Raw genomic sequence first — 25,997 nt, 5'->3', positions numbered from 1 at the left:
AGAGAAAAGAAAGGAAACGGGGAAAATGAGATTTCGACCATGTATTGATATTCATAACGGAAAAGTAAAACAGATTGTCGGGGGATCGCTGAAGGATCAGGGAAATCAGGCGAGCGAGAATTTTGTCTCGGAGCAGGATGCGTCGTACTATGCGCAGCTGTATGGAGAGCAGGGCATTACGGGGGGCCATGTAATTCTGTTGAATAAGAAAGGCACCGAGTTTTATGAGGAGACCAAGCGGCAGGCTTTACTGGCACTCTCGACGTATCCGGGCGGACTGCAGGTCGGGGGCGGCATTGATGCGGAGAATGCGTGCGAGTTTCTGACAGCGGGGGCAAGCCATGTGATTGTGACTTCGTATGTGTTCCGTGACGGCCATGTGTTCTATGAAAATCTGGACAAGCTGGTGACGACGGTAGGAAAGCAGCGGCTGACACTGGATTTAAGCTGCCGGAAGCAGGACGGAAAATACTATATCGTGACGGACCGCTGGCAGAAGTTCACGGACGAAGAAGTGACAGAGGAACTGCTGCATCACCTGTCAGAATACTGTGATGAGTTCCTGATCCATGCCGTGGATGTCGAGGGAAAGGCTTCCGGCATTGAGATGGAGCTGGTGGAACTGCTTGCGAAGATGAAAGATTTTCCGGTGACGTACGCCGGCGGTGTGGGAAGTTTTGAAGACCTGGAGCTGCTCAAAAAACTGGGAAACAACCACGTCGATGTGACAATCGGCAGCGCACTGGATCTGTTCGGCGGCAAAATGAAGTTTGAAGACGTGCTGGCAGTATGCCGCCGGTAGTGGAAACGGACATTCACCCGCGCCATTCGCAAAACCGCGCTTTCAGCGCTCTCCGCTGCTGCGCAGCTCCTTTTTGCTCATAACTATAGCAATCCCCGAAAATAATGCAAAAAATTCAGCACCGCAGAGCGTGAATTACTGCGTCACAGATTTTCGTCGTACCCCGGTACGCCTTCAAATCTGTTCCTTGCAATTCGCGCTCTGCAGCACTGCCTTTTTTGCATTATTTTCGGGTCTTGCTATAGGCGCTCCCTTTGTATCTTATTCTCGACAGATTTTCATGCGAGCATGAAATCTGTCAAAAATAAGATACAAGTGAACTGTAACAGAAAAAACTCTAAAATATTCATGAATTTTCTAAATACTATTGCAAATATAGACAACTATTGCTATAATTAGAGTTACTTACAGGGGAAGTGAAAAACCTGTAAAATTTGAAAGCAAAGGGGTTGGGCATAATGAAAATTACCATCAGCGGAAAAAATATTGACGTGACAGAGGGATTAAAAGCCGCGGTCAATGAAAAACTTGGCAAACTGGAGAAATATTTTACGCCTGACACAAATGTCATTGTAACCTTAAGTGTAGAGAAAGAAAGACAGAAAATTGAGGTTACCATTCCGGTAAAAGGAAACATCATCCGTTCCGAGCAGGTAAGCAACGATATGTACGTATCCATCGATCTGGTAGAAGAAGTCATTGAACGCCAGCTTCGCAAATACAAAAACAAAATTGCCGACAAACAGCAGGAAGCAGGAAACTTCCAGAAAGAATATCTGGAGCATGACTATCTGGAGGACGAAGATATCCAGATCATCCGTACCAAAAAATTCGGCATGAAACCAATGTATCCGGAAGATGCCTGCGTACAGATGGAACTTCTTGGACACACCTTCTTCGTATTCCGCAATGCAGAGACCGACGAAGTAAACGTTGTTTACAAGAGAAAGAACAACACCTACGGTCTGATCGAGCCGGAGTGCTAAAAGTAAATAAAGAGTGAACAGTCACCCTGTTTTCAGCTTAGAAAAGCTGTGAAACAGGGTGATTTTTTCGCGGAAAGGGCCGGGCGGGGAAATGTTTACGAAAAATTCATTGTTATCTTGTGCCAGAAGTGGTAGAATAATACCATATGTTAATATGGTAATTAATAGAGAAAGCAGGAGCAAACATTCTATGAAATTCACAGAAAAACTTTTTGGTACGCACAGTGAGCGCGAGCTGAAACGAATCTATCCAATCGTAGACAAAATCGAAGCTCTCCGCCCGACCATGCAGGCACTGACCGATGAAGAGCTGCGTGCCAAGACAAAGGAATATAAAGACCGCTACAACGGAGGCGAATCCCTGGATTCCATTCTTCCGGAAGCATTCGCAACCGTCCGCGAGGCAGCAAAACGTTCCCTCGGTATGGAGCACCACCGCGTACAGCTCATCGGTGGTATTATCCTCCATCAGGGCCGTATCGCCGAGATGAAAACCGGTGAAGGTAAAACCCTCGTTTCCACCCTTCCGGCTTACCTGAACGCACTGACCGGACGCGGTGTCCACATCGTTACCGTCAACGACTACCTGGCAAACAGAGATGCTGAGTGGATGGGCAAAGTTCACAGATTTCTTGGCCTGACCGTCGGTGTTGTCTTAAACGATATGAAGAACGATGAGCGTCGCCAGCAGTACGCATGCGACATCACCTACATCACCAACAACGAACTTGGTTTCGATTACCTGCGTGACAACATGGTCATCTACAAAGAGCAGCTCGTACAGAGAGAGCTTGCTTACTGCATCATCGACGAGGTTGACTCCGTCCTGATCGACGAGGCAAGAACACCTCTGATTATTTCCGGACAGAGCAGCAAATCCACGAAGCTGTACGAGACCGCGGATATTCTGGCACACCAGATGCAGCGCGGTGAGGCAAGCGGCGAGATGACCAAGATGACCGCCATCATGGGCGAGGAGATCGAGGAGACCGGAGACTTCATCGTCAACGAGAAGGACAAATTTGTTACCCTGACCGATGACGGTGTGAAGAAAGTCGAGAACTTCTTCCATATCGAGAACCTTTCCGATCCGGAAAACCTGGAGATCCAGCACAATGTGATCCTGGCGCTGCGTGCCAACTATCTGATGCACCGCGACAAGGACTATGTAGTCAAAGATGACGAGGTTCTGATCGTCGATGAGTTCACCGGACGTATCATGCCGGGCCGCCGTTATTCCGATGGTCTGCATCAGGCAATCGAGGCAAAAGAGCACGTAAAAGTAAGAAGAGAGAGTAAGACTCTGGCAACGATCACGTTCCAGAACTTCTTTAACAAATACGAGAAAAAAGCCGGCATGACCGGTACTGCCCTCACCGAGGAGCAGGAGTTCCGTGATATCTACGGCATGGACGTTATCGAGATCCCGACCAACCGTCCGGTCATCCGTGTGGATATGGACGATGCCGTATACATGACGAAAAAAGAGAAATTCCACGCAGTCGTAGAGGAAGTCAAAGAGGCACATGCTGTGAACCAGCCGGTTCTGGTTGGTACCATCACCATTGAGACTTCTGAGCTGATCAGCAAAATGCTTCGCCGCGAGGGAATTCCGCATCAGGTCTTAAATGCGAAGTTCCATGAGCTCGAGGCAGAAATCGTAGCCCATGCCGGCGAGGCAGGAGCCGTTACCATCGCGACCAACATGGCCGGCCGTGGTACCGATATCAAGCTGGACGATGTGGCAAAAGCTGCCGGCGGCTTAAAGATCATCGGCACCGAGCGTCATGAGTCCCGCCGTATCGACAATCAGCTCCGCGGTCGTTCCGGCCGTCAGGGAGACCCGGGTGAGTCCCGTTTCTACATTTCCCTGGAAGACGATCTGATGAGACTCTTCGGTTCCGAAAAACTGATGGGCATTTTCAAATCCCTCGGCGTACCGGAAAATGAGCAGATCGAGCACAAGATGCTTTCTTCTGCAATCGAAAAGGCGCAGAAGAAGATCGAGGGCAACAACTACGGAATCCGTAAAAACCTTCTTGACTACGACCAGGTCAACAACGAGCAGCGAGAAATTATTTATAAAGAGAGACGCCGCGTGCTGGACGGCGAGAGCATGAGAGATACCATCTTCAAGATGATCGCCGATACCATCGACAATATCGTAGATCTCTGCATCGGCGAGAATACCGAGCAGTCCGAATGGGATCTGACGGAACTGAATGAGATGCTGCTTTCCGTCATACCGGTGAAGGCAGTGACAAAAGAGCGCGTAGAGAAGCTGTCAAAAAACGAACTGAAGCAGAAGCTAAAAGAGGAAGCTGTCAAGCTCTATGAGGAAAAAGAAGCAGAATTCCCGGAGGAGGAGCAGATTCGTGAGCTTGAGCGTGTCGTTCTCCTGAAAGTAATCGACCAGAAGTGGATGGATCATATCGATGATATGGATCAGCTCCGCGAGGGTATCGGTCTGCAGGCATACGGTCAGAGAGACCCGAAGGTTGAGTACAAGATGGCAGCTTACGACATGTTTAACGAAATGCTCGAGTCCATCCAGCAGGATACCGTCCGTCTCCTGTTCCATGTACGTGTTGAGCAGAAAGTAGAACGTGAGCAGGTGGCAAAAGTGACCGGAACCAACAAAGACGAGTCCGGCCCGAGAAAACCGGTACAGCGCGCAGAGCGTAAGATCTATCCAAACGATCCATGCCCGTGCGGAAGCGGCAAGAAGTACAAACAGTGCTGCGGAAGAAAACCGGTTTGATAAAAGCAGAACAGCAGTGAGACGGATGAGCACGATCCGTTTGACAAAGCACGCAGCTTCCCTACCAGAAGCTGCGTGTCATACAAAATATAAAACAGAAAGCAGGTGAAGCTTGTGGTAGTTGAATTAGACCAGTTCAAAATGGAACTTGGCACATACGATAAACCATTAGTGGAAGTGAGGGATTCACTTTGACCTCGCTAACAAAGAGCAGAGGATCGAAGAATTAGAGCGTAAAATGGAGGAACCCAATTTCTGGGACAACCCCGAAGAAGCGCAGGAGCAGATGAAACAGCTGAGCAGCATGAAAGAGGACAGAGATACGTATCAGAAACTGATATCCGCCAAAGAAGATATGGAAACTCTGATCGAGATGGGACAGGAGGAGGATGACGATTCCGTTGTTCCGGAAATTGCGGAAATGATGGAAGAGTTCAAGGCATCCTTCGATGCCATCCGCATCAAAACCCTGCTGTCCGGCGAATTTGACAAGGACAATGCGATCATCAAACTGAACGCAGGTGCAGGCGGAACCGAGGCGTGCGACTGGTGCGGCATGCTGTACCGTATGTACACCAGATGGGCAGAACGCAAAGGCTTTACGATCGAGGAACTCGACTTCCTGGACGGTGATGAGGCCGGTGTGAAGTCCGTGACATTCCAGGTCAACGGCGAAAACGCTTACGGTTATCTGAAATCCGAAAAAGGCGTTCACCGTCTCGTCCGTATTTCACCGTTCAACGCGGCAGGAAAACGCCAGACATCGTTCGTATCGTGCGATGTTATGCCGGATATCGACAAAGAGATCGATGTTGAGGTTCGTGATGAGGATATCCGTATCGATACGTACCGTTCCAGCGGTGCCGGCGGACAGCACATCAACAAGACGTCATCGGCGATCCGAATCACGCATATGCCGACCGGCATCGTGGTTACATGCCAGAATGAGCGTTCCCAGTTCCAGAATAAGGACAAGGCAATGCAGATGCTGAAAGCAAAACTGTATATGCTGAAACTCCAGGAGCAGGCAGACAAGCTGAGTGACATCCGCGGCGAAGTAACCGAGATCGGCTGGGGCAACCAGATCCGTTCTTACGTTATGCAGCCATACACCATGGTCAAAGACCACCGTACCAACGCAGAGACCGGAAACGTCGATGCAGTCATGGACGGCGGAATTGATCTGTTTATCAACGCATATCTGAAGTGGATTGCACTCGGAACCGGAGCAAAAGAGGAAGAAGCATAATTCGGCTGTGGGCAGAGCACAGTGACAAGTAAAATAAGGAGCATTTTCACCAATGGGGACGGAAATGCTCCTTTCATGTTTACAGGAGGTAAAACATATGGGTATTATCAGAGCAGCAGTCAACGCAGTGCACGGCGGTCTCGCCGATCAGTGGCTGGAGACCGTGGAGCCGTATGAGATGGGGGAACATACGGTATTTACAGAGGGAATTCTGGTCAGAAAAGGCCAGAACAGAAAGGGAAGCCAGACGATTTCCAACGGATCGGTGATCCATGTCTATGACAATCAGTTCATGATGCTGGTGGACGGCGGAAGGATTATTGATTACACCGCAGAGCCGGGCTACTTTACCGTAGACCAGTCATCGTCTCCGTCGATGTTCAGCGGATCGCTTGACGCAGCCGTAAAAGATACGTTTGAGCGCCTGAAGTTCGGCGGCCAGACCCCGCATGAGCAGAGAGTTTTCTATATTAATCTGCAGGAAATCAAGGGAATCAAATTCGGAACGAGAAATCCGGTCAACTATTTCGACCAGTTCTACAATGCCGAGCTGTTCCTTCGGGCACACGGTTCCTATTCCATCCGCATCGTCGATCCGCTCCGCTTCTACGCAGAGGCTGTGCCGAGAAACGCATCCCGCGTGGAGATCGAGGATATCAACGAGCAGTATATGAACGAATTTTTAGAGGGCCTGCAGTCCTCGATCAATCAGATGGCAGCCGACGGCATCCGCATTTCGTTCGCAGCATCCAAGAGCGCAGAGCTGTCCCGCTACATGGCAGATGCGATGGATGAGAGCTGGCGGGCAATGCGCGGCATGGAGATCCAGTCCGTGGCAATCGCAAGCCTTTCCTACGATGAAGCCTCCCAGAAACTGATCCAGATGCGCAACGAAGGTGCGATGATGTCTGATCCATCAATCCGTGAGGGCTATGTACAGGGAGCGATGGCACGCGGTATGGAGAAAGCAGCAGCCAACCCAAACGGAGCCATGAACGGCTTTATGGGTGTTCAGATGGGCATGAATGCCTTCGGTTCCTCGTTTGCATCGGCGTCCGCTTCGAATCAGCAGCAGATGCAGCAGCAGGCGGCAGCCAAGGCACAGCAGGAAGCTGCAAAAGGAGTATGGAAATGCGCATGCGGAACGGAGAACACCGGCAATTTCTGCTCAAACTGCGGAAGTGCAAAGCCGATGGTGTGGATCTGCGGCAAGTGCGGAACGGAGAACAGCGGTAAATTCTGTTCGAACTGCGGCAGCCCGAAACCGGAAGCGGCAGGAAAATGGGTCTGCGCATGTGGAACTGAGAATACCGGCAAGTTCTGCTCGAACTGCGGAAAACCAAGACAGTAAAAGAAAAAACAGATAACCATCCAATACAACAGCGGCTCCGGGGAAGGAGGGATAGAATATGGAGGTTATTACATACAAATGCCCGAACTGCGGAGGCGATCTGACCTTCGATCCGGCAAGCGGAAAGTATAAATGCGAGTACTGCCTGTCCTCGTTTACACAGGAAGAAGCCGAAAAGGCGAACCCGAAAGCAGCGGAAGCGCTGAACGGGGAGGACGATGCTGCCGGTGCACAGGAAGCATCCGATGCACAGAAGGAAAGCAGTACGGAGGAAACAAAAGGGGAAACAGAGCAGGGCGAAGCAGTTGTCTACACCTGCCCGAACTGCGGCGCCGAGATTGTGACCGATGCGACGACGGCAGCGACATACTGTTTCTACTGCCACAACCCGGTGGTGCTTTCCGGCCGGCTCTCGGGAGAATATATGCCGGATTTCGTGCTGCCGTTTAAGATCAGCAAGGAGCAGGCAATCGGGAAATTTTTGTCATTTGCGCGGAAGAAACGCTTTATTCCGAAGGACTTTTTCGAGAAAAACCAGGTACAGAAGATGACGGGTGTCTATTTCCCGTACTGGATTTACGGCGGAGACTTTGAGACGGATTACATGGCACGCGGCCGGAAGGTGAGAGTCTGGCAGACCGGTGATGTGGAGTACAAAGAGACCAGCATCTACGATGTCCGCCGGGAGGGCGAGGTCCGCGTAGACGGTCTGTCGCGCAATGCACTGAACAAGGCCGACCGCGATCTGATCGAATGCGTGCAGCCCTATCGTCTGGAGGAGATGCAGCCGTTTTCCATGGGCTATCTTTCCGGATTTCAGGCGGAAAAACGTGATATCGAACAGGCGCAGATCGCACCGGAACTGAAAAAAGAACTGGAACAAATGGCGCGCGGCGCAATGCGGAACGAGGCGAATGAGTATCTCTCCCTCGAGCAGGAGAAAATGAAGCTTTCTCCAAAGCGGGAGGACTGGCGTTACGTACTGTTTCCGGTCTGGACACTGACGTATCCGGGAAAAGACGGAAAGGTTTATTACTATGCGATGAACGGCCAGACCGGCACGATCAACGGTGATTTTCCGTTTGAGCGGAAAAAAGCGCTGCTGACGTCGGTTGTGAGTGCACTTTTTGTACTGATCTTTATGCTGGTGGGAGGGTATTTCTCATGAGAAGAATGAAAAAAGCGAGACAATATCTGCTCGGCATTTTTGCAGCCCTTCTGCTGTGCGGGATTTTTTCTGTGAATACCGTAAAAGCGGACACCCAGTATGTCTATGACAACGCATCGCTTCTTTCGGATGAGGAGGAGCAGGATCTCGAGCGGTCCTGTGCGGAGTTTGAGAGCAATACGGACATTCATATGGTGATCCTGACCGAGTACAGCAGCGGCTCCGAGGACTGCCAGGCGATTGCGGATGATTTCTATGATAAAAAGTATCCGAAGGAGCCGAACGGTGTCTGCTTCCTCATCGATATGGGACAGCGCCAGATTGTGATTTCAACGTCGGGCATTATGCAGTATTATATGTCGGACGCGGAAATCGACGACATTCTGCAGGCTGCGCAGAGCTATGCCAAAGAGGGCGACTATGCGGGGACGTTTGCAAAAATGATTACGATGACGCAGGAGTGCTTCGAACGAGGTGTTTCCGATGCGGACTATCTGATTACAGAAGACGGCTCGATCATTCATTACCGTAAAATTAACAGTACCGAGGCAATGATTGCTGTCCTTTTAGCTGCTGTGACAGGATTTGGTGTTTATTTTGGAATCAGGAAGAGCTACAGACGAAAGAAAAACCGCGGTGCAAAGGGCTATGCGGATCTGAAACGTGTAAAAATCCGGGACAGAAGGGATGCACTGATTGACCGCCATGTGTCGATGCACAAGATCCCGAGGGACGATGGAAACCACGGAGGCGGCGGTTCCGGCGGCGGAGGAGGCGGTGGCGGAAGCCACGTTCACACATCCTCCAGCGGAAACAGCCACGGCGGCGGAAGTATCGGATTCTAAAAAATCCCTTGCGTTCTGTGTCGGAATATGGTACGATCTTTCCTGTGAAAACAAATGTATTTCCTGGAAAGAATGTAAAGATAGAGGATTGCCATGAGAGAAGAGAAAACAAAGTATTATGTTATTAAAGAAAAAGCGGTTCCCGAGGTCCTTTTGAAGGTCATCGAGGCCAAGCGGCTGATGGATATGCAGGAGCTTACCGTGCAGCAGGCAACGGAAAAAGCAGGAATCAGCAGGAGCTCTTTCTATAAATACAAAGATGATATTCTTCCTTTTCATGACAATGCAAAAGGAAAAACGATTACGTTTATTCTGCAGATGGACGATGAGCCGGGACTGCTTTCCGATGTGCTGAAGATTATCGCCGAGTTTCACGGAAACATTCTGACCATTCATCAGACGATTCCGTTAAACGGCGTGGCGTCACTGACGATCAGTGTGGATATCGCGGAAGACCGGGGAGACGCCTCGGAGATGATCAACGAGATTGAGTCCAGACAGGGAGTTCATTATTTTAAAATCTTAGGACAGGAGTCCTGAAAAAGAAAAAGCAAGAGAGGAACAAAAGAGATGATTCAGATTGCAGTATTAGGATATGGCACCGTTGGTTCCGGCGTGGTAGAAGTCATCAACACGAACCATGACAGCATCAACAAGAGAGCAGAGAACGAGATTAATATCAAATACGTTCTGGATTTAAGAGATTTCCCGGGAGATCCAGTAGAAAAAGTGCTGGTACACGATTACGAAGTGATCGCAAACGATCCGGAGGTTGATATTGTTGTCGAGGTCATGGGCGGCGTTGAGCCGGCTTACACCTTCACAAAACGTGCGCTGGAGGCTGGAAAGAGCGTCTGCACATCCAACAAAGAGCTGGTGGCAAGACACGGTACCGAGCTTCTTGCAATTGCAAAAGAGCACGGCGCAAACTATCTGTTTGAGGCAAGCTGCGGCGGCGGTATCCCGATCATCCGTCCGTTAAACTCATCCCTGACTGCAGATGAGATCGATGAAGTAACTGGTATCTTAAATGGTACCACGAACTATATCTTAAGCAAAATGGCAAGCGACGGTTCCGATTTCGCGGATGTATTAAAAGAGGCACAGCGCCTCGGATACGCAGAGCGCAACCCGGAAGCAGATGTAGAAGGCTACGATGCGTGCCGTAAAATTGCGATTCTTTCTTCTCTTGCTTATGGAAAAGAAGTCAATTACGAAGAGGTTTACACCGAGGGAATCACCAAGATCACCGCAGAGGATATCAAATATGCGACCTCGATGGGAACCGCAATCAAACTGCTCGCAACAAGCCGCAAGGTGGGTGATCAGTATTACGCCATGGTAAGCCCGGTGATGATTGACGCGAAAAACCCGCTGTACAGCGTAAACGGTGTATTCAATGCCATCTTCATCCACGGAAATGTACTGGGTGATGCCATGTTCTACGGAAGCGGAGCAGGAAAACTCCCGACCGCAAGTGCCGTTGTTGCCGATGTTGTAGACTGCGCAAAGAACAAAGGCAGAAACATCATGATGAGCTGGAGCGGGGAGAAACTGAACCTGCTGCAGATCGACGATGTGAAGAGCCGCTTCTTCGTCCGCGTATCCGGCCACGCCGCAGAGCGCCAGAGTGAGATCGAGGAGCTGTTCGGAAAAGTAGAAATCGTAGCAGTTCCAAGCCTGGCTGAGGAATTTGCATTCATCACAGGCGAAATCACAGAGCAGGAGTACAGAGAAAAAGCAGAGAAACTCGACGGAATCCAGAGCAGAATCCGTGCGAGAATCTAAGATCCCGGAATAGACATAAATAAAAGAAAGACGTTTCACAGCCGTAAAGCAAATGGTGTGAAACGTCTTTTTGATTCGTATTAGATTGATTTAAAAACTTTTTAAAGATCGGTACCGCTTCCAAAGGAATCCCTGTCATATCCCACCGGTTCCGATGCCGGATACAGGACATCCTTCCGTTCCTGATAGAACGCAGCCATCGTGATCTGCATATACGGCATTACCCATAAAAAGCCGATGGCGCAGGAGCAGGATGCGAGGATCTCAAGTCCTAAAAAGCTCAGGAGCAGCAGAATGTAGCGGAAGAAGTTCTTCTTCATCAGCACAAAGCTCTGACGGATCGCCTGGATCGGGCCGATGCCGGGAGCGTCGTTCATCACGAAGGTGGAAAGGGAAAACGGAACCAGCACCAGCGTGGAAACGAGAGAGCCGATCAGCTTATAAACGTAAACATTCATGAGCGAAGAAAGCTCGGCATCAATGGAAAGTGCTGTTCCAAGCGTCAGTTCCGCACTCGGGGAGGAAAGATACTGGAAGCCCGGAATGCTGGAAATCAGGGCGATCACGGAGCTGATGCCGTTGATGATAAGGAACATCAGCACGTACTGGTCCGGGTGGTGATAGAAAGCGTAGAGCATATCACCGACGGAAATCGGTTCCCCGCGCAGCGTCGAGAGGCAGATTTTTAAGTAGCCTGCCTGGAAGAGGCTGAGGAGCAGGGAAAACAGGAACAGCGTCAGATTCAGGAAAATGATATCGTACAGCGTTGTGCCTGAAAAAATCAGCGTCGGGATGAGGGAGCAGGAGAAGGTGAGAAACAGGTTGATCGCGGTTGCGCCCACCAGCGTGCCGCATCGGCCTGCCATGGCCTCACGGGCCTGCTTTTTCAGTTCTGAAAATTTCTGTTTTTGTCCGTTCATGAAAAATCCTTTCTGGTACCTAGATGGTATTTCCGTCGGTGGTTGTTCCGTTGTCCGGTGTCATCTGGTATTCCTGCATGTACTGATTGTAATACCGCTCGAGCAGGTTGGTGCTGCCGCCGCTGACCATGTTGAAAAGCAGGAAAGAAGCATACATGCAGATACCGACAATTATGCCGATGGTACAGCCCGCCAGACCGGCTTTTGCCGTGCCGCTCATGCGTCCTGCGCCGCGGCTTAAAAGGGCGAAGATCACGCCGAGCGAGCCGAAAAACAGGGAACCCATGTTGAGCATGAACAAAAAGGAGCAGATCGCCATGACCATCGAAGCGGCCGCAAGGGCCTGCGAACCCGTCCTGCGCGGCGGCTGTACGGGAGGCTGCTGCTGGTAATGCTGATACGGTCCGGGACGCTGGCCCTCAGGCACGCCGTACGGATGGGAGGACTGATAGGAATCTCCGGACTCATTGGTGTTTGGATCGTAATTTTCTGGTGTCATAAAATGTCCTTTCTTCTGCAAAAAAGCGCGGTTTCACACGCAGTCTGTCAAAAAAGCTATAGTAAAGATTTTATCATGTAAGGTTGACAAAAACAAGACCTATTGATAAGGTAATAGAGTGGCTGTTCCGCCAAGGGTCCCGCTTTTTATGCGGGAAAAACAGAGAAGGAACAGCGTGTTTTGGAAGAGACAACAGGAGGAATTTACCTATGGATATGAATCAGGTATTGGCAGCCGAGCTGAACGTCAAACCGTGGCAGGTAGAAGCTGCAGTGAAACTGATTGACGAGGGAAACACGATCCCTTTTATTTCACGATATCGAAAAGAAGCAACAGGTTCCTTAAACGATGAGATACTGCGAAATCTGTACGACCGTCTGATGTACCTGCGCAGTTTAAATGACCGCAAGGCCGTTGTCCTGGCGAGCATCGAGGAGCAGGGCAAGCTGACCGCAGAACTGAAAAAATCCATCGAAGAGGCCGCAACTCTCGTGGTTGTAGAGGATTTATACCGCCCGTACCGCCCGAAACGCCGGACGCGTGCGACGATCGCAAAAGAAAAAGGATTGGAGCCGCTGGCGAATATCATTCTTCTGCAGATGACAAAAGAGCCGCTCGAAAAAGAGGCAGAGGCTTTTGTTTCAGAAGAAAAGGAAGTCAAAACGGCAAAAGACGCCATTGCTGGTGCCTGCGACATCATCGCCGAGAGCATTTCCGATGAGGCCGATTACCGTATGGAGATCCGCCGCAGAACCGAGGCGAAGGGCCTGATCGTCTCGACAGCAAAGGATGAGAAAGCAGAGTCCGTTTACGAGAATTACTATGAGTTTTCCGAGCCGGTATCGAAAATTGCCGGACACCGTGTGCTGGCACTGAACCGCGGTGAGAAAGAAAAATTCCTGAACGTCAAAATTGAGGCGCCGACGGAAGAAATCCTGCGTTATCTCGAGAAAAAAATCATCACCAAAGAGAATCCGCAGACAAAGCCGGTTCTGCAGGCGACCATCGAGGATGCCTACAACCGTCTGATCGCTCCGGCCATCGAGCGTGAGGTCAGAAATCAGCTCACCGAAAAGGCAGAGGACGGTGCGATCAAGGTCTTTGGAAAGAACCTTGAGCAGCTTCTGATGCAGCCGCCGATCGCAGGCCAGGTTGTCCTTGGATGGGACCCGGCGTTCCGTACGGGATGCAAGCTGGCCGTTGTCGATGCGACTGGAAAAGTGCTCGATACCACCGTGGTTTACCCGACCGCGCCGACGAACGAGAAGAAGATTGCGGCAGCGAAAGCCACTGTAAAAGATCTGATCCACAAATACGGCGTCACCCTGATTTCTGTCGGAAACGGAACTGCAAGCCGTGAGTCCGAGCAGATCATCGTCGAGATCTTAAAAGAGATCCCGGAGAAGGTTGCGTATGTGATCACAAACGAGGCAGGAGCGTCCGTTTACTCCGCAAGCAAGCTGGCAACCGAGGAATTTCCAAACTTTGATGTCGGACAGCGAAGCGCCGCTTCCATCGCACGCCGTGTGCAGGATCCGCTGGCAGAGCTTGTCAAAATCGATCCGAAATCCATCGGTGTCGGCCAGTATCAGCACGATATGAACCAGAAGAAGCTCGGCGAGGCGCTCGGCGGTGTCGTTGAGGACTGCGTGAATAAAGTCGGTGTCGATCTGAACACGGCATCCGCGTCGCTGCTGGAATACATTTCCGGTGTCAGCAAGGTGATAGCAAAAAACATCGTGGCATACCGCGAGGAGAACGGCCGTTTCGAGAGCAGAAAAGAGCTCCTGAAAGTGGCAAAACTCGGACCGAAGGCGTTTGAGCAGTGCGCGGGCTTTATGCGCATCACCGGCGGCAAAAATCCGCTGGACGGCACAAGCGTTCATCCGGAGAGCTATGAGGCAGTAGAGAAGCTGTTTGCAAAGTTAAATATGAAGACAGAGCAGATCAGCGAGGGACCGACGGCGTTCTTCATCAAAGATTACAAAAAGATGGCAGAGGAGATCGGTGTCGGCGAGATTACGCTGCGCGATATCATCAAAGAGCTGCAGAAGCCTGGCCGTGACCCGCGTGACGAGATGCCGCGCCCGATCCTGCGCACCGACGTGCTCGATATGAAGGACCTGAAGGTCGGCATGATCTTAAAGGGAACCGTGCGCAACGTCATTGACTTCGGTGCATTCGTCGATATCGGCGTGCATCAGGACGGACTCGTCCACATTTCCCAGATGACGAAACGCTTCATCAAGCATCCGCTGGAGGCTGTGAGCGTCGGCGATATCGTGGAAGTGAAGGTCATCAGCCTTGATCTGGCGAAGAAGCGGATCGGGCTGTCGATGCTGCTGGATAAATAAAGTGTGATACGTGGGCTGCCCGAAAGAAAACAGGGGCAGCCCGCGGTGTATCAAAGGGGGATTACCATGAATGAGGAAGAAGTGCTGGTCGGACGGATTCAGGATCTGGCAGAGCAGTGTTATCACAGGGATGTTCCGTCACACACGGAGTTTCTGACGCTGGCGGAGCAGGATCTGTTCTACCGTACGGTAAATAAAATCCCGGGCGTGCGTTACGTGCTGTCCGGCGGATACGAGGCGGCAGAGCGGAAAGCGGCGCTGTTTCTGCCATCCTATGCAGAGGACGGTGATGCGTCGATGCTTTCGATCGCAGTCGTGCGCATCAGCCCGCTGAATGAAAAATTTGCGGATGCGCTGTCACACCGTGATTTCTTAGGATCACTGATGAATCTCGGCGTGGAGCGGTATAAGCTGGGAGACATTCTGATCGATGGAAACCAGGCGTATCTGATCTGTATGGCGGATATGGCGGACTACATCTGTGCGGAGCTGAAAAAAGTGCGCCATACGAGCGTGTACTGTGAAGTCGAGGCGGGACTGCCGGAGGAGCTGACGGAGCCGAAAACCGAGCGGAAAGAAGGCTCCGTCGCTTCCGTGCGGCTCGATGCGGTGCTGTCGCTGGCGTTCAGCAGTTCGCGGAGCAAAATGGTGCCGCTGATCGAGGGCGGCCAGGTGTTTATTAATGGAAAACTGGTGACGTCGCCGAGCGCGTCATTAAAAGAGGACGATCTCGTGACCGTGCGCCATATGGGAAAATTCCGCTATGTTGGCGTGCAGAATCAGACGAAAAAGGGAAGGCTGTACGTGGCTGTTGAACGATTTGTCTCATAATAGATATTTTGAGGGATTTTACCGGAAAAGACCATTGACAGTGTTTGTAAAAAGACGGTATTATAGAGGGTATGTAGAAGGTCCGCAGTTATGAGAATTTTCATGAAATTTTTCATACAGAAGCGGACTGCGAAGATTACGTATCAGGAAGGCAGGAAGAAAAATGGGAAAAATTATACTGACCGGTGACAGACCGACCGGCAAGCTGCATGTAGGACATTACGTTGGTTCACTGCGCCGCCGCGTAGAGCTGCAGAACTCCGGTGAATTCGATAAAATTTACATCATGATTGCAGACGCACAGGCGCTGACCGACAATGCGGACAACCCGGAGAAGGTGCGCCAGAACATTCTGGAGGTAGCACTGGATTACCTTTCCTGCGGACTTGATCCGGAAAAGAGCACCATCTTTATCCAGTCTCAGATTCCGGAACTGTGCGAGCTTTCTTTCTATTATATGAATCTCGTTACGGTTTCCAGACTGCAGAGAAACCCAACCGTAAAATCGGAGATCCAGATGAGAAACTTTGAGGCGAGCATCCCGGTTGGATTCTTCACCTACCCGATCAGCCAGGCAGCCGACATCACTGCATTCAAGGCAACGACCGTTCCGGTTGGAGAGGATCAGATGCCGATGATCGAGCAGACACAGGAGATCGTCCACAAATTCAATACAGTTTATGGCGAAGCACTTGTGCAGCCGAAGATTATGCTGCCGGAGAATGATTCCTGCAGACGTCTGCCGGGTATCGATGGAAAAGCGAAGATGAGTAAATCGCTCGGAAACTGCATTTACCTGTCCGAGGAGCCGGATGAGATCAAGAAAAAAGTCATGAGCATGTACACCGACCCGGATCACATCAAGATCACCGACCCGGGCAAGATCGAGGGAAATACTGTATTTACCTATCTCGATGCATTCTGCCAGCCGGAGCACTTCGAGCGCTATCTGCCGGATTACGCAAATCTCGACGAGCTGAAAGCACATTACCAGAGAGGCGGCCTTGGCGATGTCAAAGTGAAGAAGTTCCTGAACAATGTACTGCAGGAGACCTTAGAGCCGATCCGTAACCGCAGAAAAGAGCTGGAAAAAGACATTCCGGCGATCTACGAGATGCTGAAAAAAGGCAGCGAAGAGGCAGAAAAAGTTGCCGCTCAGACACTGGCGGATGTCAAAGCAGCCATGAAAATCAACTATTTTGATGATCTGGACCTGATCCGTTCCCAGGCAGAGCGTTACGGCAAATAATTACCAATAGAAGATGAATGGAAAAAGCGGACATTATGGTTCCGCTTTTTCTGTTGCAGGGCGGACGAAAGTTCGAAGTCCTGTGGTCGGAGAGGATAGCATATGGTCATACATGGATTTCAAAAGCTGACGCTGCTGGATTACCCGGGCAAGGTGGCGTGCACATTGTTTTCGGGCGGATGCAATTTCCGCTGCCCGTTCTGCCAGAACGGAAATCTCGTGCAGCATCCCGAATGGGAGCCGGTGATTCCGGAGGAGGAGATTTTTGCAGTGCTCGAAAAGCGGCGCGGCGTACTGGACGGCGTCTGCGTGACGGGCGGTGAGCCGACGCTGGATCCGGATCTGGAGCAGTTCGTGACGAAAATTAAGGAACTGGGATATCTTGTGAAGCTCGATACGAATGGATACCGGCCGGAGATTTTGAAAAAGCTGGTGGAAGAGAAGAAAATCGACTACGTCGCCATGGACATCAAAAACGCGCCGTCCCGGTACGGCGAGACGGCGGGCGTGAAAAAGATCGATGTGATGCGGATCAATGAGTCGGTCGAGTTTTTAAAGAGCGGCGTGGTGGACTATGAGTTCCGGACAACGCTCTGCAAAGAGCTGCATGGAAGGGAAGAGATCGAAGCGATCGGAAAGTGGCTTTCCGGGGCAAAACGGTACTTCCTGCAGAATTACCGGGAATCGGATTATGTGATTGATCCGAGGTTCTCGGGGTATGCGAGGGAGCAGCTCGAGCGGTTCTGCGAGATCCTGCGCGGAAAGATTGAGACGGTGGAGATCCGCGGCGTGGATTAAAAAACGCTTTAAAGCGTGCGGTACCAGTAGCCGAAGCGGGCATCGGGCGCGAGCTCGGAGGGGCGCATCGCCTGCTTGAAGTGGAAAAAGCCGAAGAGGCTTGCCATGAACTGCTCATTCGGCGTGTAGACGCCGGGGACGCCGAAATACCAGAGTTCCTGCTGGTCGCGGTTCCGGGCGAGGAGCAGATGGCGATAGGACGAGGAGCCATGGAGGACGAAGCGGTTCGCATCCACCGAAAGACCGGCGGCGCGGAGCTGTGGAAGATCGTCGAGTGAGAGGCGCAGGCAGTCGGTCAGATCATCATCTGGGAACGGATGGAACTCCGGGAACTGGTCCTGAAGCTGGAGATAGAGAGCAGCCCGGGACGGCGGCACGGCTGCTGCGGCGGGAAAATCGGCGGAAGTCATATGTAGCGGCTGGGCGGCAGAATCCGGGATGGGCTGCGGCGGTTCCGGGTTGGCAGAGGGATAGCTTTCTGCGGTTTTCACAGATTCCGCGGATGCGGGATGGAGTGTGTTGGCGGATGATTGCGTGATCCTGTCTGCAGGAACGGTGTTTACCGTGTCAGTTGATGTGGATTCTGTGGAGACGGTGGATTCCGGGTTGGAATTTTGTGGATAAAGTTCGGAATTGCTGCTGAATTCTGTGGAAAGTTCATCGAACTGTGCTTTTGAAGCGTCTGATGATGGCAGGGACTGCGCAGGTACGGCGGGATCCAGAGGTTCGGGTGTTTCGGCAGTTTTCTCTTCGGTCGGTCTGGTACCATTGTCTGCGGATGTTTTGGGCTCCTGCGGGAGCGTGGGCGAGAAAAACTCCGGCTGAATCGGAAGATCGTCCCACTGGGTGGCGATGACGCCGGTCTGGCGGCAGAGCAGGATCAGACCGCCAAGCTCGTCGAGCGTGATATCCGTCTGCCCAATGGCATCGGAGTGCGTGAAGAGTTTTCCACTCGTAGAAGAGCGCCCCGCAAGGAGATTTCCGAGCGGAATGCCGTACATCCGCCCTGACCGGCGGATAAATCCGTAGACCGTGACCGAGGTCTCCGGCGGAAGCGACGGCGATTTGATCTGGAAGTCCATGCGGCAGAAACCGTTCTGCGACTCCACGCGGACAAAGCCGCAGCATCCGCCCTTGCGGTTGTTCGGGTATTCGTATAGATAGGCAATGAAACGCCGGTAATCAGACATAAAAACCTCCTGCATAGAAGTAAAAAGGGTAGAAAAAGATACTGCGCTACAGTTCACGATATGCTGGAAGGACAGAAAATATACGCAGAGAAGAAAGGAAGTGCACAATGGAAGAAGAAACAAAGCTGGAAACGCCGGAGGAAAAAGCGCACCGGAAAGAACGGGAACGCTTTATGCGCCAGGCGATTACGCAGGCGAAGAAAGCGGAAAAGCTGATGGAAGTGCCGATCGGCTGTGTGATTGTGTACGAGGGAAAGGTGATTGCGCGGGGGTATAACCGCAGAAATACGGATAAAAACACGCTGTCCCACGCAGAGCTGAATGCGATCCGGAAAGCCAGCAAAAAACTCGGCGACTGGCGGCTGGAGGGCTGTACGCTGTATGTGACGCTGGAACCGTGCCAGATGTGCGCCGGCGCGATTGTGCAGGCGAGAGTCAGCGAAGTCGTCATCGGCAGCATGAACCCGAAAGCGGGCTGCGCGGGATCGATCCTGAACATGCTGGAAATGCAGGAATTTAATCATCAGGTAAAGGTCGAGCGCGGGGTGCTGAAAGAAGAGTGCTCGGAGATGCTGAGCGCATTCTTCCGGAGACTGCGGGTGGTGAAAAAGAAGAAAAAAGAAGAGAGGAAGAGGGCGGAAGAAGGGAAAGAATAAAAGAAGAGGCAGCATCGGGGTGGGATGCTGCCTGGGAAAGGTATCTTCAGCACCGCTCGCCGCATAAACCCCTTCTGCCATCCCCGCATTTCCAGCAGAAACCATCGAAAAAATCATTGACGAATCCCCAAAAAAGCACTATAATATATGATGTGTTTGACAAAATACGGAGAAGTACCCAAGAGGCTGAAGGGTCTGGCTTCGAACACCAGTAGGTCGGAAACGGCGCAAGGGTTCAAATCCCTTCTTCTCCGCTATGCAAAAAAGAGACAGCAAAAAGATTGAAAAATCGAAAAAGCTGTCTCTTTTTCTGTGAGAAATTATGAAACCGATGCACAACAAAGCAAAATAAAAAGGAGAGACAATACATGGCGCAGTTACCACAGGAATTTCTGACCCGCATGCAGGACATGCTGGGCGATGAATTTGATGCATTTTTAACTTCCTACGACGCACCCCGCACAGCCGGGCTGCGTGTGAATACAAAAAAATGCCGGACCGAAGATTTCCCGCCGCTTGTTCCGGGAACGTGGAAGAAAATTCCGTGGATTCCAAACGGCTATTTCGTGCCGGACGGCATGCGCATGGGCCAGTCCCCGCTGTATGCGGCAGGCGTTTTCTATCTGCAGGAGCCAAGCGCCATGACCCCGGCATCCCGCCTTCCGATCGAACCGGGCGAGCGGGTGCTCGATCTCTGCGCCGCACCTGGCGGCAAGGCAACCGAGCTGAATGCGCGCCTGAAAGGAACCGGCCTTCTCGTTGCAAATGACATCAGCAACGCCCGCGCCAAAGCACTGCTGCGTAATCTCGAGCTGTTCGGAAGCGAAAACGTGCTTGTCACCAATGAGACACCGGCAGGCCTTGCAGACGTCTTCCCGGGCTTCTTCGATAAAATCCTCGTGGATGCACCGTGCTCCGGCGAGGGCATGTTCCGGAAAGACGAGGCAGTCATCGGCACCTGGACCCCGGAGAGGCCGGATTTCTTTGCGGATCTGCAGCGCGAGATCACCTCGGATGCTGTCAAAATGCTGCGTCCGGGCGGCCTCATGATGTATTCGACATGTACCTTCGCCCCGCAGGAGGACGAGGGAACCGTTTCTTTCCTTCTGGAAAACTTCCCGGAAATGGAACTGATCGAGATGGAAGGCTACGAAGGTTTTTCAAAAGGCAATCCAGTCTGGGGAAACAGCGATCCGGAGATCGAAAAGACCGTGCGCATCTGGCCGCATAAAATGAACGGCGAGGGCCATTACCTTGCCCTGTTCCGCAAAAAAGGCGAAGCCATTCCTTATGAGACAGAAGAAAAACCGATCGAAAAGAAAAACAAAAAACAGAAAAACCGGAAAAAAGACCGCGGAACGGAAGCACCGGGTCCGTCGAAAGCAGAAAAACAGATCCTTTCCGATTTCCTGTCCCGGATGACAGCACCGATCCCGGTGGAGGAACTGGAAGTCCGCGCCGGAAAAGTATACCATTCCCCGTCCCTGCCGGATGGCGTGCGGAATCTTCATTTCCTGCGGAACGGTCTGTATCTCGGTGAACTGAAAAAAGACCGTTTCGAGCCGTCACAGCCGTTTGCCGTGACACTCTCCGCGGACAAGTTCAAAGATTACATGAATTTAAAGGCAGATGACGAGCGTACCGAAAAATATCTCCACGGTGAGACAATTTCCGTAGAGCCGGGAGAGACCGCATCGCCGTCGGGCTGGAAGCTGGTCTGCGTCGATGGATTCGGCCTTGGATGGGGCAAACTGGTCAATGGAACCTTGAAAAATAAGTACCCTGTTGGATGGAGAAAGTAGAAAAATCATGCCAGTTTTTGCAGGAAAAATGTCGAAATATTACAAAGTTATTAACAGAAATTAAAAAAGACTTTCATTTCAGACATACTTGTGTTATAATGGCAAAGTACGGCGGAAAAAAAGACCCATTTTCCGCAGTAACTTGGAGTGACAATCAGCAACAGAACGTAATAAGTATGAGGTGTACGACATGAAAAAAAAGAAATTATTCAGCCTGGTTTTGGCCACAGTGCTTACGGCAGCGACCGTTCTGCCATGCTATGGTGCCAGTACAAAGGAGAAAATTTCAAATGCTCAGGCAGAACAGGCTGCCGCACAGTCTCAGCTTGACAGCATACAGAGCAGGATTGACGAACTCAATTCCAAAAAGGGACAATCAGAAGAATATCTTTCCGAACTGAACCAGCAGCTGGACGATCTGCAGAACCGTCTGCAGGAGCTTCAGGATCAGTATGATGCGAAGCAGAACGAACTGGTACAGATTCAGGCAGATCTGGAAGATGCAAAAGCAAAAGAAGAAGAGCAGTACGAGGCGATGAAGCTCCGTATCCAGTATATGTATGAAAATTCCTCCGGAAACGGATACATGGCAATGCTCTTTTCTTCCAAAAGCATTTCAGAGCTGATCAGCCGGGCAGAATACATACAGAAAATTTCCGATTTCGACCGCGATCTCATGCAGGAGTATGAGGACACGGTAGACCAGGTAAAAGAAAAAGAAACACAGGTGCAGGAGGAGCAGGCAGCGATCGTGGAACTGCAGCAGCAGAGCAGCGATCAGCAGGAAGCTATCCAGGAGCTGTACGCAGCAGCTTATCAGGAACTCCGTACCTACTCCGCAGAGCTGGACGATGCAAAATCCAGCGAGAGTGCACTGGTAGATGAAATCAACAGCAAAGCAGATGCAATCAACGACCTGATCCGTCAGGCGAAAGAAGAGGAGATTGCAGCGCAGAAGAAAGCAGAAGAGGAAGCCGCCGCTGCCGCCGCAGCACAGCAGGCCGCAGCAGAAGCAGCAAGAAAACAGGCAGCTGAGGCAGAGGCCGCAAGAGTCGCAGCCGCAGAAGCAGCAAATGCCGCAGCGAAAGCAGATACCGATACAAGCAGCAGCTCCGGAAGCAGTTCTTCGGACAGCAGCGCATCCTCTACGACAACGGAGAGTCCATCCGCGTCAGATACTTCCAGCAGCTCCTCCAGCGGAACATATCTTGGAAGATTTAAACTGACAGGCTATTGCTCCTGTTCCATCTGTACCGGACAGTGGTCCGGCGGATCCACCGCAAGCGGAACCACACCGACCGCCGGCAGAACGATCGCCATGGGCGGTGTACCATTTGGCACAAAACTGCTGATCAACGGCCAGGTTTACACGGTAGAAGACCGCGGAACCGCTTACGGCCACGTAGACATCTTCTGCAGCAGCCATTCCGAGGCGCTGAGCTTCGGCGTGCAGTATGCAGACGTATATCAGCTGAGCTGAGAAACAAAGATAAGAGATATGCCGGAACAGAACTTCCAGCATATCTCTTTTTTTGACTTTTTCAGAAACTGTCATTTCAAAAGAACATCCAAAACGCCGCAAACCCGCATAAAATGTACCTTTTGAAGCAATAATAAAAAAAATTAAAAAAATTTCAAAAAAGGTGTTGACATTCCTATAGACATCATATATAATAGCTATTGTTGACGGACGAGAGTTCAGAAAACAAACAAAATCGAAGCGTGGCTCAGTTTGGTAGAGCGCTGCGTTCGGGACGCAGAGGTCGTGGGTTCGAATCCCGTCGCTTCGACTGAAATGAAAATGCCGAAAGCCTTGACAATCAAGAGCTTCGGCATTTTTTCGTATGTCAGAAAGAGAACAGGAAAACAGGGAAAAATATCTGGTCACGAATTTATCAGACCGATAGGAAAAGAGTACATGAGGAGGAAATTTTTGTGAAAGCATTATTTTTTGATATTGATGGAACGTTACTGAGTGAGATTACAAAAGAAATTCCGCAGAGCGCGCTCGATGCATTGAAAAAGACGGCGGAAAAAGGAAATCTGACGTTTATTAATACCGGCCGCACCTGGTCGGAGCTGCCGGAGGAGATGAAACAGCTTCCGTTTTCCGGATTCCTGTGCGGCTGCGGTACCTATCTGCGCCAGGGCGATGAGATTCTGATGCATCACACCGTTTCCGGAAAGCGATGTGAGGAAATCCCGGTGATTTTAAAAGAGTGTAATGCCGGTATGATCCTGGAAGGCACGGACAACGTTTATTTCACAGCTGAGCCATCCCGTTTCAAAGATCTCGAGCAGACCCGTGCGCATTTTGCAGCCGTCGGTGTCGGCCTTGCGGAGACGGCAGAGACGAAAGGCATTATCTACGACAAATTATGTATCGTAACTGACACGCAGTCCGACGTAGAACGCATGTATCGGGAATTTGAGCAGGAGTTTGACATCATGGACCGCCGCGGCGGTTTCTACGAGCTTGTCCCGCTCGGATACAGCAAGGGAACCGCAGTAGAGTATGTACTGAAACAGTACGGCCTGACGAAGGAAGATGCCTACGTCTTCGGCGACAGCAGCAACGACCTGGCCATGTTCCAGTGCGGCGCACACACGATTGCGCTTGGAAAGCATGACGAGATTCTGGATCCGTACACCGAGTACGTAACCGACACCGTCGAGCAGGACGGCGTGGCGAAGGCGATGGAGTATTACGGATTGATCTGACAGAAAAACAGAAGAAAAGAAAGCGAAAGGGCGCATTTGAAAAGAAATTTTCAGGTGCGCTCCTTTTGTTGCAATTTTCTGAAAAAGGAAATAAGAAAATCAGCGTCTGAAAAGGTATGTGCATTGCAAAGTAAAAAATTTCGTGGTAATATAAAAATGAATTTTTACGCATATTTGTAATAGTTAAGAAATCAAAATACCAGGGAGGTGAGCATTCAGAGGTTTTATGGAGGCAGAAAAAAATCAGACAAATAAAAAAAGCCTCAGATACCGTTTCACAGCGGGAGCGGTCGGAGTGCTTCTTACGCTGGGTGCGGTTGTTGTTTCCACATATGCCTGGTATGTGTACAACACGGGACGTCATACAACGAAAGTGCGTATGGCAGCCGGAGCAGGAATCAATCTGCAGATCAGCAATGCCTACAATGGTGTTTACGGTTCTGCGGCCGTATTGGACAGCTTTTCCGGCCAGCTCAATCCGGTATCGACGAACCGGATCAGCGGAGGCTTTCAGAAAGTGCTCGGTTTCACAAACGGAACGGAAAACCAGTCCAATCTGGTGGCGAATCTGTTTGGAAGAGGCGACTACAGCGATTATTATAAAACCAGCCTGTTCCTGCGGAGCAATGGAAAATCCACCGACATCTATCTTTCCGATATCGGCTTTGAGGACAGCGATGAAAACAATCCGATCTCATCAGCGATTCGTGCAGGTTTCGTAATACACCAGGCCGGACTGGACCAGCCGACAGAAAATGAGTATATCTTTGAAATCAGCGACAAAAAGAATCCGCAGGCGGAGTACAACACGGCGACCGGAGAAGAGGGTTACGTTCTGGACAGCACAAAAACGGACGGAACGACCGTACCGTTTCAGCCTTATAAGGAAGAAGCTTACTGTATTTATGATAAAGATACCGGTGAAGTGACAAAGAAAGAGGGATCGTTAAAGCTCTGCACCGTAACCGGCACATCGGATGGAAAGCCGGGAACACCGGTACAGATTGATCTCTACATCTGGCTGGAAGGCTGCGACGAGGACTGCACCGGAAATCTGGGCAGTCAGACGCTGAAAAACCTGGCAGTTTCCTTTGCGGGAATTTCAGATCAGAACTAAAAACGAGAGAGAGGAGTGCCGCGTGGAAACAGAACAAAAACAGTTAAAAAGCTCGCTGGCGCGGGCAGTTGCCGGGATTCTGCTGCTGCTTCTTGCTGCGACGGGAACCACGTATGCATGGTTCACCCTGACCGGGCAGGCCTCCACCAACGTTACGCCGACGGGCGGTACCATCAGCAAAGGCGATACCGTTCTGCTGATTTCAGCCAGCGAGAACGGTCCGTTTGAAAAAACGTGCGATCTCGTGCTGAGCGGTAATCCGGAAAGCTTAAAGCCGCTTTCAACGGCGGACCTTGACCACTTTTACCGCGCAACCGCACAGAACCAGGACGGAATTTCCGTGCTGTATGCAAGTGCCGACAGCCGTGTGGACACCGATGCCATTCACGGAACCGTCTATCTGAAATGCGAAAACGCACCGTGCAGAGTATATTTCAACCAGTCAGAATTAAACCTGGGAAGCGATGCACAGGCACTTGCCGCGATGCGTCTCGGGATGAAAATTACATCCCACACAGGCACGACAACGTATTTCTGGAAACTGGATGACTTAGGCAGCGCCGGCAGCGCAGAGTCCCAACAGACAACAGCACGCAGCTCTGCCGTGGTTTCCTCTGTTTCGGAAAGCGGCCAGCCCGTTTATACCGATGATCCATCCCAGAATCTTTCGGGATTTTTTGCAGGACAGGCAAACGGCAGCTACAGTGCCGGATCGGAGCCGGTTGTGGAATTAAATGCGGATGAAGTGGCAGCCGTAGAATACTGGCTGTATCTGGAGGGATGCGATGAACAGTGCATCAATGCCGTACAGAGCCGGTCCTCGGAAATTCAGTTTGCTTTTGTCGGTGTCGATGCCGACGGAAATGAATAAAAATAGAAAGAAAACGAAAAAGAAAGGAGCGCAGAACAG

At 51.1% G+C, this 25,997-nt stretch carries 22 protein-coding genes and 2 tRNA genes; 21 read left to right on the top strand and 3 right to left on the bottom strand.

Annotation, left to right across the window (positions count from 1 at the left end; translation table 11 throughout):
* Window positions 1-25 precede the first annotated feature (25 nt).
* From hisA to ACY2VW_RS05370, 9 genes are all read left to right on the top strand, one after another.
* Window positions 26-802, top strand: coding sequence for a phosphoribosylformimino-5-aminoimidazole carboxamide ribotide isomerase (gene hisA / locus ACY2VW_RS05410; RefSeq protein ID WP_461877339.1), 777 nt, complete (start codon window positions 26-28; stop codon window positions 800-802).
* 458 nt (window positions 803-1,260) lie between these two features.
* On the top strand, window positions 1,261-1,788 hold the full coding sequence (gene hpf / locus ACY2VW_RS05405) for a ribosome hibernation-promoting factor, HPF/YfiA family (protein ID WP_055218411.1): 528 nt from the start codon (window positions 1,261-1,263) through the stop codon (window positions 1,786-1,788).
* 190 nt (window positions 1,789-1,978) lie between these two features.
* Entirely contained in the window at window positions 1,979-4,549 is a 2,571-nt protein-coding gene (secA, locus tag ACY2VW_RS05400) for a preprotein translocase subunit SecA (protein WP_461877338.1), read from the top strand.
* A 141-nt stretch (window positions 4,550-4,690) separates the two neighbouring features.
* A protein-coding gene (gene prfB / locus ACY2VW_RS05395; RefSeq protein WP_461877342.1) for a peptide chain release factor 2 occupies window positions 4,691-5,798 on the top strand; the annotation gives its coding sequence in 2 pieces (ribosomal slippage) (window positions 4,691-4,741 and window positions 4,743-5,798; 1,107 coding nt in all).
* A 97-nt stretch (window positions 5,799-5,895) separates the two neighbouring features.
* Complete coding sequence (locus tag ACY2VW_RS05390; protein ID WP_461877337.1) at window positions 5,896-7,149, top strand: SPFH domain-containing protein; 1,254 nt, start codon at window positions 5,896-5,898, stop codon at window positions 7,147-7,149.
* 58 nt (window positions 7,150-7,207) lie between these two features.
* A complete protein-coding gene (locus ACY2VW_RS05385) occupies window positions 7,208-8,317 on the top strand; it encodes a TFIIB-type zinc ribbon-containing protein (RefSeq protein ID WP_461877336.1) in 1,110 nt (369 codons plus the stop codon).
* On the top strand, window positions 8,314-9,162 hold the full coding sequence (locus tag ACY2VW_RS05380) for a TPM domain-containing protein (protein WP_461877335.1): 849 nt from the start codon (window positions 8,314-8,316) through the stop codon (window positions 9,160-9,162). Before ACY2VW_RS05385 ends, ACY2VW_RS05380 begins: the two co-directional genes overlap by 4 nt.
* Before the next feature lie 93 nt (window positions 9,163-9,255).
* Window positions 9,256-9,702, top strand: a complete 447-nt coding sequence (locus ACY2VW_RS05375; protein WP_022461318.1) for an ACT domain-containing protein — start codon at window positions 9,256-9,258, stop codon at window positions 9,700-9,702.
* 30 nt (window positions 9,703-9,732) lie between these two features.
* Window positions 9,733-10,950, top strand: coding sequence for a homoserine dehydrogenase (locus tag ACY2VW_RS05370; protein WP_461877334.1), 1,218 nt, complete (start codon window positions 9,733-9,735; stop codon window positions 10,948-10,950).
* Window positions 10,951-11,051: 101 nt separating this feature from the next.
* On the opposite strand, the gene ACY2VW_RS05365 is transcribed toward ACY2VW_RS05370, so the two are convergent.
* Both ACY2VW_RS05365 and ACY2VW_RS05360 read right to left on the bottom strand, forming a co-directional pair.
* On the bottom strand, window positions 11,052-11,870 hold the full coding sequence (locus ACY2VW_RS05365) for a DUF975 family protein (protein ID WP_461877332.1): 819 nt from the start codon (window positions 11,868-11,870) through the stop codon (window positions 11,052-11,054).
* 19 nt (window positions 11,871-11,889) lie between these two features.
* Complete coding sequence (locus ACY2VW_RS05360; RefSeq protein WP_055218430.1) at window positions 11,890-12,369, bottom strand: hypothetical protein; 480 nt, start codon at window positions 12,367-12,369, stop codon at window positions 11,890-11,892.
* Window positions 12,370-12,578: 209 nt separating this feature from the next.
* Between ACY2VW_RS05360 and ACY2VW_RS05355 the strand changes: the two genes are divergently transcribed.
* The 4 genes from ACY2VW_RS05355 (at window position 12,579) to ACY2VW_RS05340 (ending at window position 17,601) form a co-directional block, all read left to right on the top strand.
* Window positions 12,579-14,723 (top strand): Tex family protein, encoded by a 2,145-nt coding sequence (locus tag ACY2VW_RS05355; RefSeq protein WP_022461314.1) that lies wholly within the window; start codon window positions 12,579-12,581, stop codon window positions 14,721-14,723.
* Between the two features lie 66 nt (window positions 14,724-14,789).
* Window positions 14,790-15,554, top strand: coding sequence for a YlmH family RNA-binding protein (locus ACY2VW_RS05350; protein ID WP_461877331.1), 765 nt, complete (start codon window positions 14,790-14,792; stop codon window positions 15,552-15,554).
* Between the two features lie 163 nt (window positions 15,555-15,717).
* Window positions 15,718-16,803 carry a tryptophan--tRNA ligase gene (trpS, locus tag ACY2VW_RS05345; protein WP_022461312.1) on the top strand — a complete coding sequence of 362 codons (1,086 nt, stop codon included), beginning with the start codon at window positions 15,718-15,720 and terminating at the stop codon, window positions 16,801-16,803.
* 102 nt (window positions 16,804-16,905) lie between these two features.
* Entirely contained in the window at window positions 16,906-17,601 is a 696-nt protein-coding gene (locus ACY2VW_RS05340; RefSeq protein ID WP_118666412.1) for an anaerobic ribonucleoside-triphosphate reductase activating protein, read from the top strand.
* Window positions 17,602-17,609: 8 nt separating this feature from the next.
* Here ACY2VW_RS05340 and ACY2VW_RS05335 read toward each other — a convergent pair whose 3' ends face one another.
* Window positions 17,610-18,791, bottom strand: coding sequence for a DUF6128 domain-containing protein (locus tag ACY2VW_RS05335; protein ID WP_461877330.1), 1,182 nt, complete (start codon window positions 18,789-18,791; stop codon window positions 17,610-17,612).
* A 107-nt stretch (window positions 18,792-18,898) separates the two neighbouring features.
* Here ACY2VW_RS05335 and tadA point away from each other — a divergent pair, with 107 nt between their 5' ends.
* The 8 genes from tadA (at window position 18,899) to ACY2VW_RS05295 (ending at window position 25,958) form a co-directional block, all read left to right on the top strand.
* Window positions 18,899-19,447, top strand: coding sequence for a tRNA adenosine(34) deaminase TadA (tadA, locus tag ACY2VW_RS05330; protein WP_461877329.1), 549 nt, complete (start codon window positions 18,899-18,901; stop codon window positions 19,445-19,447).
* 168 nt (window positions 19,448-19,615) lie between these two features.
* Window positions 19,616-19,701 (top strand) — tRNA-Ser (locus ACY2VW_RS05325).
* A gap of 114 nt (window positions 19,702-19,815) precedes the next feature.
* Window positions 19,816-21,249, top strand: coding sequence for an RsmF rRNA methyltransferase first C-terminal domain-containing protein (locus ACY2VW_RS05320; protein ID WP_119221711.1), 1,434 nt, complete (start codon window positions 19,816-19,818; stop codon window positions 21,247-21,249).
* A gap of 190 nt (window positions 21,250-21,439) precedes the next feature.
* Window positions 21,440-22,729 (top strand): PcsB-like coiled-coil domain-containing protein, encoded by a 1,290-nt coding sequence (locus ACY2VW_RS05315; protein ID WP_461877328.1) that lies wholly within the window; start codon window positions 21,440-21,442, stop codon window positions 22,727-22,729.
* Between the two features lie 236 nt (window positions 22,730-22,965).
* Window positions 22,966-23,039, top strand: a tRNA-Pro gene (locus ACY2VW_RS05310).
* Between the two features lie 145 nt (window positions 23,040-23,184).
* The gene (locus ACY2VW_RS05305; RefSeq protein ID WP_461877327.1) at window positions 23,185-23,970 is read left to right on the top strand and encodes a Cof-type HAD-IIB family hydrolase; all 786 of its coding nucleotides are present in this window, start codon (window positions 23,185-23,187) and stop codon (window positions 23,968-23,970) included.
* A gap of 226 nt (window positions 23,971-24,196) precedes the next feature.
* The gene (locus ACY2VW_RS05300; protein WP_461877325.1) at window positions 24,197-25,087 is read left to right on the top strand and encodes a hypothetical protein; all 891 of its coding nucleotides are present in this window, start codon (window positions 24,197-24,199) and stop codon (window positions 25,085-25,087) included.
* A 22-nt stretch (window positions 25,088-25,109) separates the two neighbouring features.
* Entirely contained in the window at window positions 25,110-25,958 is an 849-nt protein-coding gene (locus ACY2VW_RS05295; protein ID WP_461877324.1) for a hypothetical protein, read from the top strand.
* Window positions 25,959-25,997 lie beyond the last annotated feature (39 nt).

Source organism: Fusicatenibacter sp. (assembly GCF_977045365.1).
This window is presented reverse-complemented; position numbering and strand designations above follow the sequence as displayed.